This is a genomic window from Nocardioides sp. Z50_6, from assembly GCF_058215755.1.
The window spans coordinates 583,354-602,858 of the sequence record NZ_JBZAJB010000002.1 but is presented as its reverse complement, the minus strand read 5'-3'; the positions used below and the strand labels follow the sequence as shown (position 1 = coordinate 602,858).

Below are 19,505 nucleotides of genomic sequence, written 5' to 3'. Positions count from 1 at the left end.
CAAGCACTAGCCTTCCCCGGTGAGCACCCAGACCGAAGCAACGACCCCGGACCAGCCGTCCGCCGACGACCGGCTCGACAAGAACGTCCTCCTCGTCGCCGGCGTGGTGGTGCTCGGCGCCATCATGTCGATCCTGGACATCACCGTCGTGTCGGTGGCGCTGGAGACCTTCCAGAACGAGTTCGAGGCGACCTCCGCAGAGGTCGCCTGGACGATGACCGGCTACACGCTGGCGCTGGCCTCGGTGATCCCGCTGACCGGGTGGGCGGCCGACCGGTTCGGCACCAAGCGGCTCTACCTGCTGGCGGTCGGCCTCTTCACCGCCGGCTCGGTGCTCTGCGCGGTGGCCGACAGCCTGCAGACCCTGGTGATCTTCCGGGTCCTGCAGGGTCTCGGCGGCGGCATGCTGATGCCGCTCGGCATGACGATCCTGACCCGCGCCGCCGGCCCGCACCGGGTCGGCCGGGTGATGGCCGTGCTGGGGATCCCGATGCTGCTGGGCCCGATCTTCGGCCCGATCGTGGGCGGCTGGCTCATCGAGGCGGCCTCGTGGCACTGGATCTTCCTGATCAACCTGCCGATCGGCGGCCTGGCCCTCGTCTACGCCGTCATCGTGCTGCCCAAGGACAACGTCGAGCCGTCGGAGACCTTCGACTGGATCGGCATGCTGCTGCTCTCCCCCGGCCTGGCGCTCTTCCTCTACGGCGTCTCCTCGATCCCCGAGCACGGCACCTTCTTCCACGCCGAGGTCGGCGTCACCGCGACGCTCGGCCTGCTGCTGGTCGCCGCCTTCGTCCCGTGGGCGCTCAACCGCCGCAACGAGCACCCGCTGGTCGAGCTGCGTCTCTTCTCCAACATGAAGATGACCGTCGCGGTGATCGCGATGGCCTTCTTCGCCATCGCCTTCTTCGGCGCCTCGCTGCTCTTCCCGCTCTACTTCCAGCAGGTCCGCGGCGAGGACGCCCTCGGGGCCGGGCTGCTGCTGGCCCCGCAGGGGATCGGCGCCATGGTCACCATGCCGATCGCCGGGTTCCTGGCCGACAAGAAGGGCCCCGGCAAGGCGGTGCTCGTCGGCATCTCGCTGGTCACCCTCGGCATGGCGATGTTCACCCAGCTCGAGGCCGACACCTCCTACACCTTCATCCTGAGCTCGCTCTTCGTCATGGGCCTCGGCATGGGCGCGACCATGATGCCGATCATGGGCTCGGCGCTGCAGACGCTGACCGACCACAACATCGCCCGCGGCTCCACGCTGATGAACATCACCCAGCAGGTCGCCGCCTCGATGGGCACGGCGCTCTTCTCGGTGATCCTCACCAACCAGATCAAGGCCTCCGACTCCGCCGGCAACTACCTGGGCCTGAAGGGGATGCTCTCGCAGGTCGGCGGCGCCGAGGCCGCCGAGCTGAAGGCCAAGCTGGAGGCGCTGGCGCCGGTCGCCCTGCCGGAGCTGGCCGACGCGTTCGCCACCGTCTTCGTGATCGGCACCATCCTGGTCGGCTGCGTGCTCATCCCGGCGTTCTTCCTGCCCCGCAAGCCCCCCGAGGAGCCGGTCGACCCCACCGCGATGATGGGTCACTGACCCCGGGCGGGCGAGCGTCCGCGGAGCCCGTTCACCCACACCCGCGGGCGACGGCGGGGGCGGCCGGGGCCGGCTCAGCCGTTGACCGCCAGGGTGAGCGGCAGCACCTCGGTGGCGCCGGCCGCCCTGATCGCCCGGGCAGCGAGGGTGAGGGTCCAGCCGGTGACCACCAGGTCGTCGACCAGCAGCACCGGCCCCGCCGGGACGTCGGCCCGCAGCGCGGAGCGGCGGCCGACCGCGGCGACCCGCTGGGCGGAGTTGGCCGCGCCCTTGCCGGCCGGCACCTCGGGGTCGACGATCGCCCAGGCTCCGACGACGGGCACCTTGAGGTAGCGCGAGAGCCCTTCGGCGAGGTCCCGGGTCAGCGTCGGGCGGCGGGCGGACTCGACGAAGACGATGGCCTCGACCCGGGGTCGCCAGTCGTTGAGCACCTCGACCACGGCCCGGACCAGCGGCACGGGCACGGGACCGTCGAGCGCCTCGCCCTCGGGGCCGGTGCGGAAGAGGTCGCGCAGCTGAGAGCCGTAGCCGAGGTCGGTGAGCCGGTTGACCGCCCGGCCGTCGGCGGCGCCGTCGGCGATCTTGCCCTTGAGCTCGATCCCGAGGTTGGCCAGGCCGCTGGGCCACATCTTGCGGGGCTCGATCACCACGCCGGGCCGGGCCAGTCGCTCGTGCGCGGCCTCGACCGACTGCTCGGAGACCGACGTCGAGAGCCGGAGCCCGCCGCAGTTGTCGCAGCGCCCGCACCGCTCGCTCACGTCGGGGTCGTCGAGCTGGTCGCGCAGGAACCACATCCGGCACCTGTCGGTGGTGATGTAGTCGAGCATCGCCTGCTGCTCGCGCTCCCGGGCCGCGGCCACCCGGGCGTAGCGCTCGGCGTCGTAGCTCCACGGCTGGCCGGTGGCGGTCCACCCGCCCTGGACCCGGCGGACCGCGCCGTCCACGTCGAGCACCTTGAGCATCTGCTCGAGCCGGGAGCGGCTCAGGTCGACGTAGGTCTCCAGCGCGGCGGTGCTCAGCGGCCGGTCGGCACCGCCGAGCACCTCCAGGGTCTGGCGCACCAGCTCCTCCCGCGGGAAGGACAGCGAGGCGAAGTAGGCCCAGATGTCGCGGTCCTCGGTGGCGGGGAGCAGCACCACGGTCGCCTCGTCGGTGCCACGGCCGGCGCGGCCGACCTGCTGGTAGTAGGCCACCGGGGAGGCCGGCGCCCCCATGTTGACCACGAAGCCGAGCCGGGCGTCGAAGCCCATCCCCAGGGCGCTGGTGGCGACCAGGGCCTTGACCCGGCCCTCGACCAGGTCCTGCTCGAGCGCCTGGCGCTCGCTCGCCTCGGTCTGGCCGGAGTACGCCGCGACCTGGAGGCCGCGGGAGCGCAGGTAGTCGGCGATCTCCTGGGTGGCGGCCACGGTGAGGCAGTAGACGATGCCGGAGCCCGGCTGCTCGGCCAGGTGGTCGGCGAGCCAGGCGAGCCGCTGCTCGGCGGTCTTGAGCCGGACCACGCCCAACCGCAGCGACTCGCGGTCGAGGGAGCCGCGGAGCACCAGGACGTCGGAGCCGAGCTGCTCGGCGACGTCGGCGGTCACCCGGGCGTTGGCGGTGGCGGTGGTGGCCAGCACCGGGATCCCGGTGGGCAGGTCGCCGAGGAGGGTGCGGATGCGGCGGTAGTCGGGCCGGAAGTCGTGGCCCCAGTCGGAGATGCAGTGGGCCTCGTCGATCACCAGCAGGCCCGCGGAGGCGGCCAGCCGGGGCAGCACCTCGTCGCGGAAGCCGGGGTTGTTCAGGCGCTCCGGGCTCACCAGCAGGACGTCGACCTCGCCGGCGTGGATCGCGTCGTGGATCGGCTGCCACTGCTCGATGTTGGTGGAGTTGAGGGTGACCGCCCGGATGCCGGCCCGCTCGGCGGCCGCGATCTGGTTGCGCATCAGGGCCAGCAGCGGGGAGACGATCACCGTCGGCCCCGCGCCCTGGGCCCGCAGCAGCAGGGTGGCGACGAAGTAGACCGCCGACTTGCCCCATCCGGTGCGCTGGACCACCAGCGCCCGGCGGCGGTCGACGGCCAGCGCCTCGATCGCGGACCACTGGTCCTCGCGGAGCACGGCGTCGTCGCTGCCGACCAGGGCACGCAGGTGACGCTCGGCCTCCGCCCGGACGCCGCGGCGCGCCTCGTCGGACACGGACGGGTCGGTGAGGCTGCCGGCTGGGCTGCCGGTCGAGCTGCCCGCGGGGCTTCCGGTGGGGGTCATGCCCCCTGTCTAGCAACCGTCGCCGACACGTGGCTCCCCAGGACCCCCGTTCCGGGCGAACCCGCACCTCGTCGCGCACCCAGCGCCAGGGCCGGGGGGCGTCGCGGTCATCGGCAGCGCCCTCGAGGTGGAACCGCTTGCCGTGCCAGCGTGGCAGGCCGACCAGGCCCAGCCCGGCCGGGGCCACCCGCTTCAGCGGCGCCGCGAGGTCGGCGTCGTCCTGCCGTGCCCCCTTCTCCAGGAGCACCACCCGATGACCGGCCGAAAAGGCCACACGCGGGGCGTCGGCGGAGTAGACAAGGGGCCACGACCCGCCCTCCCAGGAAGCCACCACCATGACCGCCCTGCCCACGCTGCGCCGCAGCCTGCCCACCATCGCCGTCGCCGGCGCCCTGCTCGCGCTCTCCGCCACCACCGGGGCCAGCGCCGCGTTGGTCGTCACCGGCCAGCACATCAAGGACGGCACCGTCACCACCAAGGACGTCAGGGACGGTTCGCTGACCACCAAGGACCTCCACCGGCGCAGCGCGGCCGCCCTGCGGGGCCGCACCGGTCCGGCCGGGCCCGCCGGGCCGGCGGGGCCGGCGGGGGCACCCGGCGTCACCGGCTACGAGGTGGTCACCTTCACCGGCACGGTCGGCCCCGCGAGCGGCGGGGAGGTGAGCGCCGAGTGCCCGGAGGGAAAGCGGATCCTGGGTGCGGCCAGCTACTTCGACGGGATCCTCGACGGCACCCAGGAGGAGATCGGGCGGGACGGCAAGCAGGCCTGGGCCTACGGCTACAACTCCGACCCCGAGACCCCGGACGTGCTCAACCTGGACCTGGTCTGCGCCCGGGTGGGGTGAGCCCGCCCGGGATCACCAGATCCGGATGCGGTCCTGCGGCTCGAGCCAGAGGCCGTCGCCCGGGGCGGTGCCGAAGACCTCGTGGAACTCGTCGAGGTTGCGCACGATGTTGGCGCGGAACTCCGGCGGCGAGTGCGGGTCGACGGTGAGGTACTGCTGCTCCTGCTCCTTGCGCCGCTTGGTGCGCCAGCAGTAGGCCCAGTTGAGGAAGAGCGTGCGGCGCTCCTCGGGCGTGGCCGCTCCCTGCGTCGCGATCATGTAGGCCTTGTGGCCGATGGTGAGGCCGCCGAGGTCGCCGATGTTCTCGCCCACGGTGAGCGCGCCGTTGACCTTCTCGCCGGGGAGCGCCCGGGGCTCGAAGGCGTCGTACTGGGTGATCAGCGCCTTGGACTTCACCTCGAAGGCGGCCTTGTCGGCGGCCGTCCACCAGTCGTTGAGGTTGCCCTCGCCGTCGTACTGGGCGCCCTGGTCGTCGAAGCCGTGGCCGATCTCGTGACCGATGACCGCGCCGATGCCGCCGTAGTTCTCGGCCGGGTCGGCGTCGGGGTCGAAGAACGGCTTCTGCAGGATGCCGGCGGGGAAGCAGATCTCGTTGGTGCCGGGGTTGTAGTAGGCGTTGACCGTCTGCGGGAGCATGAACCACTCGTCGCGGTCGACCGGCCCGCCGAGCTTGCCCAGCTCGCGGTCGGTCTCGAACTCCGCGACCGCCGCGACGTTGCCCAGCAGGTCGTCGGCCGAGACCTGGAGCGCGGAGTAGTCGCGGAAGCGGTCGGGGTAGCCGATCTTGGGGCGGAAGGTGGCCAGCTTGTCGAAGGCCCGCTGCTTGGTCTCGTCGGTCATCCAGTCGAGGGCGGCGATGGACTGCCGGTAGGCCTCGAGGAGGTTGGCGACCAGGTCGTCCATCAGCTCCTTGGAGCGCGGCGGGAAGTGGCGGGCGACGTACTCGCGGCCCACCGCCTCGCCGATCGCGCCCTCCACGAACCCGACCCCGCGCTTCCACCGCTCGCGCAGCTCGGGGGTGCCGTTCAGGGTGCGGCCGTAGAAGTCGAAGTTGGTCTCGACGAAGTCGTCGGTCAGGTAGGCGGCGCGGGAGCGGAGCACCTTGGCGGCCAGCCACGGGCGCCACCGGTCGAGCGGGACCTCGACGATCACCTTGGCCAGGTGCTCGAGGTAGGAGGGCTGCCGCACGCAGGTCTCGGCGATCAGCCCGTCGCTGCCCTCGCGGCCGCCGGCCAGGGCGCTGATCCACTGCCCCCAGTCGAAGGTGGGCGCCAGCCGGTCGAGCTCCTCGCGGGTGGTGAGGTTGTAGGTCTTCTGCACGTCGCGGGTCTCGGCCCGCTCCCAGTGGCCCTCGGCCAGCCGGGTCTCGAGCTCGAGCACGGCCTTCGCCGAGGCCTCCGGCTCCGGTCGCCCGGCGAGCTCGAAGAGGCGGGTGAGGTAGGCGAGGTACTTGTCGCGGATCTCGGCGAACTTCTCCTCGCGGTAGTAGCTCTCGTCGGGCAGGCCGAGACCGCCCTGGGTCAGGTTGAGCAGGTAGCGGTCGGACTGCCTGGCGTCGGTGTCGACGTAGGAACCGAAGAGACCGCCGCCGCCCAGGCGCTCGAACCCGCCGAGGAACCCGGCCAGCTCCCCCTCCTGGAGGGCGTCGACCGCCGCGAGCAGCGGCTGCACCGGGGCTGCCCCCCGGGCGGCGATCGTCCCGGTGTCCATGAAGGAGGCGTAGAGGGCGGCGATCTTGCGGGCGTCCTCCGGCTCCGCGCCGCGCGACGGGTCGGCGGTCAGCTCCTCGATGATGGCCCGGACCTGGGCCTCCGCGGCGTCGGCGAGCATCACGAACGGACCCCAGCTGCTGCGGTCGCTGGGAATCTCCACGGACTCCAGCCAGGCCCCGTTGACGTGACCGAAGAGGTCGTCCTGGGGGCGGGTGTCGCGGTCCATGCCGTCACGGGCGTCGTCGAGGATGCTCACGCCGCCACCATAACGGCCGGGTCCGACGAGACCTGGCTACCGCGCGTGCGGCACCATGTGCCCATGACCAGTCGCGCCTACTCGCCCCCGACGACGACGCGGAGCAGGGTCCCCCTCCTGCTGCTGGTCGGGGCGCTGCTGCTGCTGGCGGCACTGCTCCCGGCGGCCATGTGGCTGGACCGCGGGCTCGACGAGGACCGGAAGATGTACCTGGACCGCCAGGACATGGCCTGGCTCCAGTACCAGCTCGTCCTCAACCAGGTCGAGCCGGTGGCCCTCGTGCTCGAGGGCGCGGAGGCCGAGATCGGCGCCGCCACCTTCTCGCCGCGCGAGGGGGTCACGGTCGAGGTGACCACCGATACGGACACCGGGGAGGACGGCGTGCCCGTCTACAGCTACTGCGTCCGGGCCGGCAACGAGGAGGGCGAGTGGATCCCCTGGCTCTGCCACGACGCCGCCTACCCGCCGGCCCAGCCGACCGGCGACCCGCTCGCCGAGTAAGGCGCTCGCTGGGGGGTGAGGTCGCGGCGTCGCCCGGGTCACCGCGGAGCCGGCAGGGTGAGGACGAACCTGGTCCGCCCCGGCTCGGAGGTGACCACCAGCTCCCCGCCGTGGCCGCGCGCGATCGCCCGCGCCAGCGCGAGGCCGAGGCCCACGCCGCTGTCGTCGCGTGACCGGGCCGCGTCGCCGCGGGTGAAGCGGGTGAAGACGTCGGGCAGCAGCGCCGGGTCGATCCCGGGGCCGTCGTCGGTCACCGCCACCGTGACCGCCCCGTCGGCCCGCTCGACCGAGGAGACCACGGTGGTGCCCGGCGGAGTGTGCCGCCGGGCGTTGCTGAGCAGGTTGACCAGCACCTGGTGCAGCCGCTCCTCGTCGCCCACCACGGTGACCGCCCGGGCCGGCAGCTCCAGCAGCCACCGGTGGTCGGCGCCGGTGACCCGGGCGTCCTCGACGCACTCCATCACCAGGCGGGTGAGGTCGACCTCGTCGCGGGCCAGCGGCCGCCCGGCGTCGAGCCGGGCCAGCAGCAGCAGGTCCTCGACCAGCGAGGTCATCCGCGCGGCCTCGCCCCGCACCTTGCGCATCGCGTGCGTGAGGGTCTCGGGCTCCGGGTCGCGCAGGCTCAGCTCGGCATAGCCGGTGATGGTGGCCAGCGGGGTGCGCAGCTCGTGCGAGGCGTCGGCCACGAACTGCCGCACCTGCTGCTCGCTGCGCTCCCGCTGGGCCAGCGCCGACTCGACGTGGCCGAGCATGGTGTTGAGGGCGGCGGCCACCTCGCCGACCTCGGTGCCGGAGTCGACGAGCCGGTCCGGGACCCGGGCGGTCACCCCGATCTCCCCGCTGGTCAGGTCGGTGGCCGCGACCCGGCGTGCCGTGGCGGCGACCTGGCTCAGGGGCCGCAGCTGACGACGGACGACGGCGACCGCGACGCCGCCGGCCACCGCCACCACCACCAGGGTGAACAGCGCCTCCCAGCCGACCAGGGTGCGGACCGTCTCGCTGACGCCGCTGGTGGGCAGCCCGGTGGTCACCACGACGCCGCCCACCTCGCTGACCCGCACCCGGTAGTCCCCGGACTCCGGCAGCTCGACCGTCGCCACCTGCTCGCCCGGCTCCAGCCCGGCGAGCACCGCCAGGTCCTCCTCGCCCAGCATGCGCAGCGCCCCGCTCTCCTCGATCACCCAGCCGGAGCTCTCGTCCCCCGACCTCGCCGCGCTGAGCGTGCCCGCGTCCTGGCCGCGCACCTCCGGCCCCCCGCCGGGTCGCCGGTCCCGGGGCGGCTCGCCCGGGGCGCCGGCGGCCAGGGCGCCCACCGCGCGCTCGTGGGACTGCGCCACCTTCTGGTCGAGCTCGTCGGTGAGCCGGTCGTAGATCGCCGCGGTGGTCAGCGCGGAGATGACCACGCTGACCAGCGCGACGAGCACCACCACCGTGGCGGTCAGCCGTGCGGTCAGCGACGACGGGCCGACACCGGCGCGGGAGGGGCGGCTCACGGCGCTACTCCGCCGGCTTCAGCACGTAGCCGGCCCCGCGCATGGTGTGGATCATCGGCTTCCGCCCGGCGTCGATCTTCTTGCGCAGGTAGGAGATGTAGAGCTCCACCACGTTGGACTGACCGCCGAAGTCGTAGTTCCAGACCCGGTCCAGGATCTGGGCCTTGGAGAGGACCCGCCGAGGGTTGCGCATCAGGTAGCGGAGCAGCTCGAACTCGGTCGCGGTCAGGCTGATCTCCTCACCCCCGCGCCGCACCTCGTGGCTGTCCTCGTCGAGCTCGAGGTCGCCGACCACCAAGGTGGAGGTGCTGGTGCGGGCCAGGGCCCCGGAGCGACGCAGCTGGGCGCGGACCCGGGCCACCACCTCCTCGAGGCTGAAGGGCTTGGTCACGTAGTCGTCGCCGCCCGCGGTGAGACCGGAGACCCGGTCCTCGACGGCGTCCCGGGCGGTCAGGAAGAGCACCGGCACCTCGGGGTGGCGCCGCCTGATCCGGCGCATCACCTCCAGGCCGTCGAAGTCGGGCAGCATGATGTCGAGGACGACCGCGTCGGGCTGGAGCTCGTCGGCCCGCTCCACCGCCGTCCGCCCCGTGTGCGCGACGCCGACCTGCCACCCCTCGTAGCGCATCGCCATCGCGAGCAGCTCGGTCAGGTTGGCCTCGTCGTCGACGACCAGGACCCGCAGGGGGCTGCCGTCGGCGCGGGTGAGCGGAGGCGCGCTGTCGGTCACCCCTCCAGGGTGCACCCGATCCGTCCTGCTGCACCTGTCAGAGGGCTGTGCATTTCCTGTGCGCTCAGGCGATGTGGGCTCACAGCGGATCCACAGCCACGACCCAGGAGCCGGACAGCCGGGCGACGCATCGTGGTGGACATCCGAGGACCACACCCACCGAGGAGGGACATGTCCACCCGATCACTGAAGAGGACGACGCTCGCGTCCACCGTCGGGCTCGCCCTGCTGATGAGCGGCTGCCAGGCCGGCAACGCCGCCGGCTCCGGCTCCGGCTCCGCGGACGACGCGGACGTCTTCGACCAGTCCACGCTGCACGACATCGACGTCCAGGTCGACCCCGACGAGGTCACGGCGATGATCGACACCTACCTGCGCGACGGCGAGAAGGAGTGGCTCAAGGCCGACGTCACCATCGACGGCGAGAAGTTCACCGACGCGGGCCTCCGGCTCAAGGGCAACTCCTCGTTGCGCGGCATCGACGCCGACTCCGAGCCCACCGAGCTGCCCTGGCTGATCCGGCTCGACGAGTTCGTCGACGGGCAGTCCCTCGACGGCTTCACCGAGTTCGTCGTCCGCGGCAACGAGACCGAGACCTCCCTCAACGAGGCGGTCGCCCTCGACCTCCTCGAGGAGAGCGGCCTGGCCAGCGAGCACGCGATGGCCACCTCCTTCTCCGTCAACGACGCCGACGAGGAGCTCCGGCTCGTCGTGCAGGACCTGGACGAGACGTGGGCCGAGGAGAACTTCGACGGCGACGGGATCCTCTACAAGGCCGAGTCCGAGGGCGACTGGTCCTACCGGGGCGACGACCCACAGGCCTACGAGGACGTCTTCGACCAGGAGACCGGGGACGAGGACGACCTGACCCCGCTGATCGAGCTGCTCGACTTCGTCAACAACTCCTCCGACGAGGAGTTCGCCGAGGAGCTGCCGGAGCGGCTCGACGTCGAGTCCTTCGCGACCTACCTGGCCTTCGAGGACCTGATCGGCAACGTCGACGACATCGACGGGCCCGGCAACAACGCCTACCTGTGGTGGGACGCCGACGCCGAGCGCTTCACCGTCGTCGCCTGGGACCACAACCTGGCCTTCGGCCTGACCCCGGACGGCCCGGTCGCTCGCGGCGCGGACGACGACCGCGCCGGCTCCGCGCCCGAGGGGATGCCCGAGGCGCCCGAGGGGATGCCGCAGCAGCCGGAGGAGGGAATGCCCCAGCCGCCCGAGCGGCCGGAGGGCGCGCCGGGGATGCCCGAGGGGATGCCCGAGGGGACGCCCGAGACCCCCGAGGGGATGCCCGAGCTGCCGGAGGGCTTCACCCCGGACGGACAGGACGGGCTCGGGGGACCCGGCCAGGACGGCCGGCGCGGCCCCGGCGGCCGCGACAACCCGCTGGTGGAGCGGTTCCTGGAGGTCGAGGAGTTCGCGGACCTCTACGACGAGGCGCGGGAGCGCCTGCAGGCCGAGCTCTACGACAGCGGTCAGGCCACCGAGGTGCTGGACCGGTGGGTCGCGGTGCTCACCGAGCAGGCCGACGACCTGGTCGACCCCGACACCGTGGAGCAGGAGGCGGACGCCATCCGGGACATGATCGAAGGAGCGCAGGAGAGCGCCGACCCGGACCGCGCCGCCGAGCCCGGGGCCGGGCCTGACGCGAGGCCCGGCACGGAGCCCGAGGCCGGGCCTGACGCGAGGCCCGACACCGGGTCCGAGATGAGGCCCGACCAGCCCGGCCGGGAGGACCGGTTCGGCTCGGACGACCGGCACGACCAGGGTCGGGACCGGAGCCACACCGGTCAGGACGACCGGCACGACGACCGACACGACGACCGGCACGACGACCGACACGACGACCGGCACGACGACCGGCACGACGACCGGCACGACGACCGGCACGACCAGGACGACCTGGGCCGCGCCTGAGCCGACGTACGACGTCCCGGGTCCCTCCGCGCGGAGGGGCCCGGGACGTCCCGCGTCTCAGGGACGCAGGTGCACCACCAGCTTGCCCAGCGCCTTGCGGCCCTCGAGGTCGGCGAGCGCCCGGCCGAACTCCTCGAGCTCGTAGGTCGCGCCGACCGGCGGCTTCACCACGCCGCTGGCCAGCATCGGCTCGAGCGCGCGCCACTGCTGCTGCATGAAGCCGGGGCGGGTCATCGCGTAGGCGCCCCAGCCCACGCCCCGCACGTCGACGTTGTTGAGCAGCAGCCGGTTGACCTTGACCTCCGGGATGCCCTGGCCCGCGGCGAAGCCGACGACCAGCAGCCGCCCCTGGGGCGCCAGCACCCGCAGCGAGTCGGTGAAGGCGTCGCCGCCCACCACGTCGAGCACCACGTCGACCCCGCGGCCTCCGGTCAGCTCACTGACCGCGGCCCGGAACCCGTCGAGCAGCACCGCTTCGTCCGCGCCGGCGGCCAGCGCCACCTTGGCCTTCTCGTCGGTGGAGACCACCGCGATCACCCGGGCGCCCATGCCCTTGGCCACCTGGACGGTCGCGGTGCCGACGCCGCCCGCGGCGCCGTGCACCAGCACGGTCTCGCCCGCCTCGAGCCCGGCCCGCTCGGCGAGGGCGAACTGCGCGGTGAGGTAGTTCATCGGCAGCGCCGCGCCCTCGTCGTACGTCGTGTGGTCGGGCAGCGCGAAGACGAAGTCGGCCGGCACCGCGACCAGGTCGGCGGCGCCGCCGTGCGGCAGCACCCCGGCGACCCGTTGACCCACCGCGAACCCCTCGACGCCCTCGCCGAGCGCCGCGACCGTCCCGGCCAGGTCGACCCCCAGGGTGAACGGGGGCTCGGGCTTGAGCTGGTACTCGCCCTTGGAGAGCAGCAGGTCGGGGAAGGCGACGCCGACGCTGTGCACCTCGACCAGCACCTGGCCGGGCCCGGCGGTCGGATCGGGCACCTCGCGGACCTCGACGTCGGCGGGACCGGTGGGGGTGACGACCTGGAGTGCGCGCATGGCGGTCAGCCTAGGCGGAAGCGCGCGACGAGCGGATGGGCATCGAGCCCAGCACTCCTGGGCGCGCTGCCCGGAGTCAGCCCTTGTAGGTCAGGCCGATCACCACCAGGACCCCGCCCGCGAGGAGGAAGGACGCCGCGATGGTCAGCTCCCCCCACAGCGGCGTCGCGACCTCGCTCATCGCGGGGTTCTCGGGGTCGTAGCGGACCCACACCTTGCTCTTGCGCTTGGGCTTGCGGAACCACGGCTCGTCCTGGCCGACGCGCTCCTGCCCGGAGGCGTCGGTGTAGCGGTACTTGACGACGGTGCCGCTGTTGCCGCCCGAGGCCGAGTTGTCCCTGAACCGGACGCTGCCGACGGTGGCCTCGGCGAGGGTCCAGGTCCGGCGTCGCCGCCAGGCGAACTGCAGGTACCAGACCGGGAACAGGATCAGGAAGACGCCGAAGGCGACCGTGATCCAGTTCCATCCCACGTGGGCCAGGGCTTCAGGCATACCGCGACCCTAGTGCCTGAGGCCGGGCCTCAGCGGGGCTCGACCAGGCGGTCCATCTCGAAGTGCATCGGGTCGGTCCACGCCCACCGGCCGCCCCAGGCGAAGCCCCACTTCTCGAAGATGCCGACCACCCGCGGGTCCAGCTCGCCCGGGGTGCCGCGCTGGTTGCCCGGCACGTTGAGGTCGAGCGCGATCCCGAAGGAGTGCAGCGAGAGCGTGCTGGAGCCCGCGATCAGCCGCGGGTGGTAGCAGCCGGCGTACTCCTCGGGGTGGATCTCGTCGGCCAGGCCGCTGGTCTCGACCTCCGTGAGCGCCGCCCGCAGCTGGGGCAGCACCACCCGGTGGCAGGTCACCGAGCCCAGCAGCGGCACCGTCTCGGTGCGGATGTGGGCCGCGACCCACTCCTCGTCGGGCCGGATACGCCCCCCGCCGAGCAGCCGGTAGGAGAAGGAGCCGACCGCCGCCGCCACCGAACCGCCGGTGAGGAACGCCGTCCGGACGGCCGAGACGTCCAGGTCGGGGCCGAGCACCTGCACCGAGACCTCCTGCCCCAGCAGCCGGCCGAGCAGGCGTTCGAGCCGGGGGCGGACCACCTGCGGGGCCGACGCCGCCGTGGAGACCAGGAGGGCGTTGTCCGGCGGCAGGCCGAGGCGCTCCCCCCACCCGGCGTTGAGCACCGCGTCGACCTGCGGCACCTGGGCGGCGTGCGCACCGATCCGCGCGACCGGGGCGTCCTCCTCGTGGCCGATCCGCAGCTCCTCGCCCAGCCGGAGGCGGCGGACGACGCCGGGATCGACCGCGGCGTCGCCGGCGGCCACCCGTTCCCAGACCGCCTGGTGCTGGGCGGTGCGGCGCTCGGTGAACCGCCGGTACTCCGCCGGGTCGACCGCGGCGACCGAGAGGGCCCGGTCCTGGACCCCGACCTGCCCCAGGGAGAGCGCCAGCACGTGGTCGACCCCCGGCACCTCGCCGACGCGGGCGATCTCCTGCGCGCTCAACGAGCGTTGGGCGTGCACGAGCAGGTCGGCGGGGAGCAACGGCGCGGCCAGCGGCCCCGGTGGCGCAGTCGTGGGGGCGGCGGCCTCGCCCGACGGGACGGGACGGCTCTGTCCCACCGCCGGCGAGCTCGGGCCGGACGGAGCCGGCGCCTCCTGCGGCGCCCCCGGCACGGCACCCGCGCACCCGCCCAGCAGCAGGACGGCGACGAGCACTGCGATCGGCGCCGGCCCCCTCACGCGTCCGCTCCGTGGTGACCGCACGCCTCCACGCTACCGAGCGGGCGGGGCCGGGCCCGGGCCACGAACGAGCACCTCTCGGCTCAGGCGTTCTCGCGCCGGAACGTCGCGGTCCCCCACCACAGGGCCAGCGCGCAGAGCACGACCGACCAGCCGACGCCCCAGGCCAGCCCGGAGGAGGCAAGGTCCCCGGCGAAGGTGTCGCGCACGCCGGTGACGACCCACTTGAACGGCATGAAGTCGCTGAGCCGCTGGAGCCAGGCGGCGCCCAGCGTCATCGGCAGCAGGATCCCGCTGAGCAGCAGCACCGGCATCATCACCATGTTGATCAGCGGGGCCATCACGTCCTCGCTCTTGGTGGCCAGCGCCAGGGCATTGGACGCCGCCGCGCAGGCCGCCCCGATCATCAGGGTCAGCCCGATCCCGAGCACCACGCCGCCGACCGGCGCACGCATCCCCATGGCGTAGCCCAGCCCGACCAGGATCAGCGCCTGGACCAGGAACTGCAGCAGGTCGCGCATCAGCCGCCCGACCAGCAGCGCCGACCGGTTGGCCGGGGTGACCCGCTCGGCCTCGATCACCCCCTCGCGCCACTCGGCGATCAGGCCGAAACCGGCGAAGAACGCCCCGAAGATGCCCAGCTGGACCAGCAGGCCCGGCACCAGGAACGTGTACGCGTTGTCCGGGGCACCGGGGAACTGGCCGACGATCGGCTTGAGCAGCGGCCCGAAGAGCACCAGGTAGAGGATCGGCTGCATCACCCCGATCACCACCCAGGCGGGGTTGCGCAGGTTCATCCGCAGCTGGCGCCGGAAGACGATGGTGGAGTCACGGAAGAAGGACGTCATCGCTCGGCCCCCTGCAGGCTGGTGCCGGCACCCGCGACGGGACCGGTCTCCTGCGGCGTGGGATCGCCGCCTGTCTCCGGCCGCTCCCGAGGCGCCTCGGCCTCGCGCAGCGAACGCCCGGTGAGGCTGAGGAAGACGTCGTCCAGCGTCGGCCGGTGCACCTCGATCGAGTCCAGCAGCACGCCGGCCCCGTCCAGGTCGCGCAGCAGCCCGGGGACCGCCCGGCCGGCCCGGCCCACCCGGCCGCTGACCCGGCGCCCGTCCACCTGGACCGACGCCGCGACCGAGGCGAGCTTGTCGCGCGCGGTGGCGACGTGCTCGTCGGCGGCCAGCTCGAGGTCGACCAGGTCGCCGGCCACCTGCGCCTTGAGGTTGTCGGCGGTGTCGCTGGCCACGATCCGGCCCTGGTCGATGATCACGATCCGGTCCGAGAGCGCGTCCGCCTCGTCCAGGTAGTGGGTGGTGAGGAAGACCGTCGCCCCGCGCCGCTCGCGCAGGCCGGCGATGTGCTCCCACAGGTTGGCCCGCGCCTGGGGGTCGAGCCCGGTGGTGGGCTCGTCCAGGAAGACCAGGGTCGGGTCGTGGACCAGGCCCATGGCGATGTCGAGCCGGCGCTTCTGCCCACCCGACATGTTGCGCGGGCGCCGCTTCCACAGGCCCGGCAGGTCGAGCTGCTCGAAGAGCTCCTTGCCCCGGGCGGTGGCGTCGCGTCGCGACATCCCGTAGAGCATCCCGTGGTCGACCACCTCGTCGCCGGCGAGGGCGCCGGAGAAGGTGGAGCCGACCTGGGAGACGTAGCCGATGCTGCGTCGCACCTGCTCGGACTGGGTCACCACGTCGTACCCGGCGACCGTCGCCGTCCCCGCGGTCGGGCGCAGGAGCGTGGTCAGCATCCGCAGCGTGGTGGTCTTGCCCGCACCGTTGGGGCCGAGGAACCCGACTACCTCGCCCTCGGCGATGTCGAGGTCGACGCCGTCGACGGCGCGCACCTCGGTCTTCTTCTTCCCCTGTCCTGTGTGGAAGGTCTGCACGAGTCCCCGTGCCTCGATCATCTGCTCTCCCTCGTCCCTGTGTTCAAACTTGAACAGAGGATCAATGCTCCTCCTCCCGGGACCGCTCGTCAACAGGTTTCCGGGGCGGTGCCTGGCCCCGGCTGACGACGGCCATCGCCGTCGCCACCTCGAGCCCCCGCCCTGGGTCGCGGGTCAGCGACCCAGGAGCGCGCGATACTTCTCCCGGTCGACCTGCATCTGCCAGCCCTCGTCGTCGTCGGGCGGCGCCCAGTCCCACTGGTCCGGCGCGATCCGCAGGGCGCCGGACTCCAGGTCGGCGAGCACCCCGCGCAGCCACAGCAGCTCGGCGATCGCCAGCTCGCGCCACAGCACCAGCCCGCGGCGGGCGTGCGGCGGCCCGGCGTACGGCGAGTGCTGGTCGACGGCGAGCGCCTCGACCTGCCCCTCCAGCCCGGCGGCGCGGGTGCGCAGGGCTCCGACCGCCGTGGCGGTGCCCAGGTTGGAGAGCATCCCGAAGGCCGCCTGGAAGGCGACCCGGTCGTGCAGGTCCACCGTCTCCAGCGCCTCGACCTGGAGCCGTTGCAGCTCGGTGCGACCGGCTTCGGTGATCTCGTAGACCGCGACCTCCCGAGCCCCGTCGAGCACGTCGTTGCGGACCAGCAGCTCCTGCCGGGTCAGCGTGGCCAGGCCGTGGTAGATCGAGCCGGGGTTGACGTGCGCCCACTCGTCGACGTGCCAGGAGAGCAGCTCGCGCCGGATCTGGTAGCCGTTGACGGGCGCGAAGAGGCTCACCGCGCCGAGCAGCAGCATGCGGGTCTCCTGGCCGGCCATGACGCCATCGTAGGTCGGCCCGCGACCACGCCGCGGCGACGCGCACCTGTGGTCTCATGTGCGGCATGGAGACCCGCATCGAGCACCCCTTCGGCATCGACTTCGGCGGCACCGGGATCAAGGGCGCCCCCGTGGACCTCGCCGTCGGCGAGCTCGCCGGCGAGAAGGCCAAGATCGACACCCCGCGGCCGGCCACCCCGGCAGCGGTCTCGGCCGTCTTCCGCCGGCTGGTCGCCGAGTTCCCCGTCTCCTCGGCCGCGGTGGGGGTGACGGTGCCCGGCGTGATGGTCGGCGGCGTCGTCCGGTCGGCGGCCAACATCGACCCCTCCTGGGTCGGCGCCGACGCCGACGCCATCTTCACCGAGGCGCTCCAGCGCGAGGTCCACGTGGTCAACGACGCCGACGCGGCCGGCCTCGCCGAGGTGGAGTACGGCGCTGCGCGCGGCCGCTCCGGCCTGGTCATCGTCACCACCCTCGGCACCGGGATCGGCTCCGCCCTGGTCCACGACGGCGTCCTGGTGCCCAACTCCGAGCTCGGCCACCTGGAGATCGAGGGCCGGATCGCGGAGCGGCACGCGGCCAACAGCGTGCGGGAGCGCGACAGCCTCTCCTGGGAGGAGTGGGCGGCCCGGCTGACCACCTACTACCGGACCCTGGAGCGGCTCTTCACCCCCGAGCTCATCGTCGTCGGCGGCGGGGTCAGCAAGTCCGCCGACAGGTTCCTGCACCTGATCGAGATCGACACCGAGATCGTGCCGGCGGCGCTGCGCAACAAGGCGGGGATCATCGGGGCCGCGCTGGTGGCCAGCCGGGCCGGCGTGCGCTGACTCAGCCGGCCGCCGGGCGACCGGCCGGAGCCCGCGGGCCGGGGCCGGCGCTCCCCTCCTGCGCACCGAGCTCGCGCTTCCACGCCCGGAACTCCTCCTCGGAGCCGCCGCGCCGCCAGTAGCCGGAGATCGACACCTGGTCGCGGGGCAGGCCGCGCTCGCCCAGCAGCCAGGGCCGCAGGCCGCGCATCACCGTCTCGGCCTCCCCGTGCACGAAGGCGTGCACCCGCCCGGCCGGCCACTCCAGCCGGCGTACCGTCTCGAGCAGGGAGCCGGCGCTCCGGTGGACGAAGGTCACCCGGGTCCCGGCCGGGCCTGTCAGGGCCGGCTCGTGCTCGGCCGAGTCGACCTCCAGCACCACCCGGACGACCGCGTCGGGTGCCCGCTCGGCCAGGTCGGCCAGCGCGGCGGTGATCGCCGGCAGCGCCGACTCGTCGCCGACCAGCAGGTGCCAGTCCGCGGTCGGGTCGGGGCGGTAGCCGCCGCCGGGCCCGCGCACCTCCAGCTCGTCGCCCGGCTGCGCGGCCGCGGCCCACGGACCGGCGACGCCGTGGTCGCCGTGCAGGACGAAGTCGATCGCCAGGGTGCCGCGGGCGACGTCCGGGAAGAGCGCGGTGTAGGTCCGCACGCTCTCGCCGAGCACCAGCTTGACGTAGCGGTCGGTGTGCTCGCTGCCCGCGAACGCGGAGAGGTCGTCGCTGCGGAACCAGACCCGGCGCACGGTCGGGGTGAGCTCCTCGGTGCCCGTGACCACCAGCCGGGTCGCGGCGGGCCGGTGCCGGGTCGGTCGTTGGGTGCCGGGTCGGTCGGTGCCGGGTCGGTCGGTGCCGGCAGGGCTGGGTCCGGGCACGGTGCTCCTTCGGCGGGCGAACGGGACCCCGGTATGACCCGGGACTCAGGCCAATATTAACTTAGCCTTGCCTTACCTAAGTCAATCTCTCGGAACGGAACGGAACCACCACTCATGCTGCTGAACCACCGCCGCGTCGCCACCCTCGCCACCCTCCCGCTGCTGGGCCTGGCCCTCACCGCCTGCGGGGACGACGCGGAGGCGGACGACGCCGCCGCGGGCGAGACCATCACCGTGACCGACGCCCTGGGCCAGGAGGAGGTGCCGCTCAACCCCGAGAGCGTCGTGGTCTTCGACATGGGGGTCCTCGACACCCTCGACACCCTCGGCGTCGACGCCGTCACCGGCGTGGCCAAGGGCGGCGCCGTCCCGTCGTACCTGACGAAGTACGACAGCGACGAGTACGTCACGGTGGGCGACCTGTTCGAGCCCGACCTCGAGGCGATCCCGCAGACCGAGCCCGACCTGATCATCGTCGGCGGGCGCTCGGCCGCGATGCACGACACCCTCGAGGACACCTTCGACGGCGTCCCGGTGCTCGACCTCTCCGTCGACTCCGGCGACTACCTGGAGAGCACCCGGGCGAACGTCGAGACCCTGGCCAGCATCTTCGAGAAGTCCGACGAGGCCGCCGACATCCTCGCCGGCTACGACGAGCGGATCGCCGCGGTCGCCGAGCAGGCCGACGGCGCCGGCAAGGCCCTGGTCCTGCTGACCAGCGGCGGCGAGGTCACCGCCTACAGCGTGAACTCGCGCTTCGGCTTCCTGCACGACGTCTTCGGCGTCGAGGCCGCCACCGGCGAGCTCGGCGACGAGGAGTCGCGCCACGGCGAGGCGGTCTCCTTCGAGTTCATCCGTGAGGCGAACCCCGACCTGCTCTACGTGGTCGACCGCGACGCCGCGATCGGCGAGGAGGGCAAGTCGGCCGAGGAGATCCTCGACAACCAGCTGGTCCGCGCCACCTCGGCATGGAAGAACGACAAGGTCACCTACGTCGACGCCGAGGCCTGGTACATCGTCACCGGCGGCCTGACCTCGCTGGGCACCCTCATCGACGACGTCGAGGCCGGCCTCTCCTGAGCCAGACC

The 19,505-nt window shown here is 73.1% G+C and carries 17 protein-coding genes; 6 read left to right on the top strand and 11 right to left on the bottom strand.

The window, feature by feature from the left end; translation table 11 throughout:
* The first annotated feature begins 19 nt into the window (after positions 1–19).
* Positions 20–1,582, top strand: a complete 1,563-nt coding sequence (locus AC4BGE_RS07625; RefSeq protein WP_490574869.1) for a DHA2 family efflux MFS transporter permease subunit — start codon at positions 20–22, stop codon at positions 1,580–1,582.
* Positions 1,583–1,656: 74 nt separating this feature from the next.
* Here the strand turns inward: AC4BGE_RS07625 and AC4BGE_RS07620 are convergent, their stop codons facing one another.
* Complete coding sequence (locus tag AC4BGE_RS07620) at positions 1,657–3,825, bottom strand: RecQ family ATP-dependent DNA helicase (RefSeq protein WP_490572057.1); 2,169 nt, start codon at positions 3,823–3,825, stop codon at positions 1,657–1,659.
* Positions 3,826–4,160: 335 nt separating this feature from the next.
* On the opposite strand from AC4BGE_RS07620, the gene AC4BGE_RS07615 reads away from it, so the two are divergent.
* A complete protein-coding gene (locus tag AC4BGE_RS07615) occupies positions 4,161–4,670 on the top strand; it encodes a hypothetical protein (RefSeq protein WP_490574868.1) in 510 nt (169 codons plus the stop codon).
* Between the two features lie 12 nt (positions 4,671–4,682).
* Here the strand turns inward: AC4BGE_RS07615 and AC4BGE_RS07610 are convergent, their stop codons facing one another.
* Positions 4,683–6,638, bottom strand: a complete 1,956-nt coding sequence (locus AC4BGE_RS07610) for a M13 family metallopeptidase (RefSeq protein ID WP_490572055.1) — start codon at positions 6,636–6,638, stop codon at positions 4,683–4,685.
* 63 nt (positions 6,639–6,701) lie between these two features.
* Between AC4BGE_RS07610 and AC4BGE_RS07605 the strand changes: the two genes are divergently transcribed.
* The gene (locus AC4BGE_RS07605) at positions 6,702–7,139 is read left to right on the top strand and encodes a hypothetical protein (protein WP_490572054.1); all 438 of its coding nucleotides are present in this window, start codon (positions 6,702–6,704) and stop codon (positions 7,137–7,139) included.
* A gap of 38 nt (positions 7,140–7,177) precedes the next feature.
* On the opposite strand, the gene AC4BGE_RS07600 is transcribed toward AC4BGE_RS07605, so the two are convergent.
* Together AC4BGE_RS07600 and AC4BGE_RS07595 are read right to left on the bottom strand one after the other, a co-directional pair.
* Entirely contained in the window at positions 7,178–8,632 is a 1,455-nt protein-coding gene (locus AC4BGE_RS07600; RefSeq protein ID WP_490572053.1) for a sensor histidine kinase, read from the bottom strand.
* A gap of 4 nt (positions 8,633–8,636) precedes the next feature.
* Positions 8,637–9,362, bottom strand: a complete 726-nt coding sequence (locus tag AC4BGE_RS07595; RefSeq protein WP_490572052.1) for a response regulator transcription factor — start codon at positions 9,360–9,362, stop codon at positions 8,637–8,639.
* Positions 9,363–9,533: 171 nt separating this feature from the next.
* On the opposite strand from AC4BGE_RS07595, the gene AC4BGE_RS07590 reads away from it, so the two are divergent.
* On the top strand, positions 9,534–11,285 hold the full coding sequence (locus AC4BGE_RS07590; RefSeq protein WP_490574867.1) for a CotH kinase family protein: 1,752 nt from the start codon (positions 9,534–9,536) through the stop codon (positions 11,283–11,285).
* Between the two features lie 57 nt (positions 11,286–11,342).
* Here AC4BGE_RS07590 and AC4BGE_RS07585 read toward each other — a convergent pair whose 3' ends face one another.
* The 6 genes from AC4BGE_RS07585 to AC4BGE_RS07560 all read right to left on the bottom strand — a co-directional run bounded on the left by AC4BGE_RS07585 (position 11,343) and on the right by AC4BGE_RS07560 (position 16,740).
* The gene (locus AC4BGE_RS07585) at positions 11,343–12,320 is read right to left on the bottom strand and encodes an NADPH:quinone oxidoreductase family protein (RefSeq protein ID WP_490572050.1); all 978 of its coding nucleotides are present in this window, start codon (positions 12,318–12,320) and stop codon (positions 11,343–11,345) included.
* A 76-nt stretch (positions 12,321–12,396) separates the two neighbouring features.
* Positions 12,397–12,813, bottom strand: a complete 417-nt coding sequence (locus AC4BGE_RS07580; protein WP_490572049.1) for a DUF3592 domain-containing protein — start codon at positions 12,811–12,813, stop codon at positions 12,397–12,399.
* Between the two features lie 29 nt (positions 12,814–12,842).
* Entirely contained in the window at positions 12,843–14,048 is a 1,206-nt protein-coding gene (locus AC4BGE_RS07575; RefSeq protein WP_490574866.1) for a M15 family metallopeptidase, read from the bottom strand.
* An 83-nt stretch (positions 14,049–14,131) separates the two neighbouring features.
* Positions 14,132–14,896 (bottom strand): ABC transporter permease, encoded by a 765-nt coding sequence (locus AC4BGE_RS07570; protein WP_490574865.1) that lies wholly within the window; start codon positions 14,894–14,896, stop codon positions 14,132–14,134.
* Positions 14,893–15,948, bottom strand: coding sequence for an ATP-binding cassette domain-containing protein (locus AC4BGE_RS07565; RefSeq protein ID WP_490574864.1), 1,056 nt, complete (start codon positions 15,946–15,948; stop codon positions 14,893–14,895). The genes AC4BGE_RS07570 and AC4BGE_RS07565 overlap by 4 nt, the downstream gene beginning before the upstream one ends.
* 153 nt (positions 15,949–16,101) lie before the next feature.
* Entirely contained in the window at positions 16,102–16,740 is a 639-nt protein-coding gene (locus AC4BGE_RS07560; RefSeq protein WP_490574863.1) for a PadR family transcriptional regulator, read from the bottom strand.
* A 65-nt stretch (positions 16,741–16,805) separates the two neighbouring features.
* Between AC4BGE_RS07560 and ppgK the strand changes: the two genes are divergently transcribed.
* Positions 16,806–17,567, top strand: a complete 762-nt coding sequence (ppgK, locus tag AC4BGE_RS07555; protein ID WP_490572039.1) for a polyphosphate--glucose phosphotransferase — start codon at positions 16,806–16,808, stop codon at positions 17,565–17,567.
* 1 nt (position 17,568) lies between these two features.
* Here ppgK and AC4BGE_RS07550 read toward each other — a convergent pair whose 3' ends face one another.
* A complete protein-coding gene (locus AC4BGE_RS07550) occupies positions 17,569–18,417 on the bottom strand; it encodes a siderophore-interacting protein (protein ID WP_490574862.1) in 849 nt (282 codons plus the stop codon).
* A 114-nt stretch (positions 18,418–18,531) separates the two neighbouring features.
* Here AC4BGE_RS07550 and AC4BGE_RS07545 point away from each other — a divergent pair, with 114 nt between their 5' ends.
* Positions 18,532–19,497 (top strand): siderophore ABC transporter substrate-binding protein, encoded by a 966-nt coding sequence (locus tag AC4BGE_RS07545; RefSeq protein WP_490574861.1) that lies wholly within the window; start codon positions 18,532–18,534, stop codon positions 19,495–19,497.
* Positions 19,498–19,505: the final 8 nt, after the last annotated feature.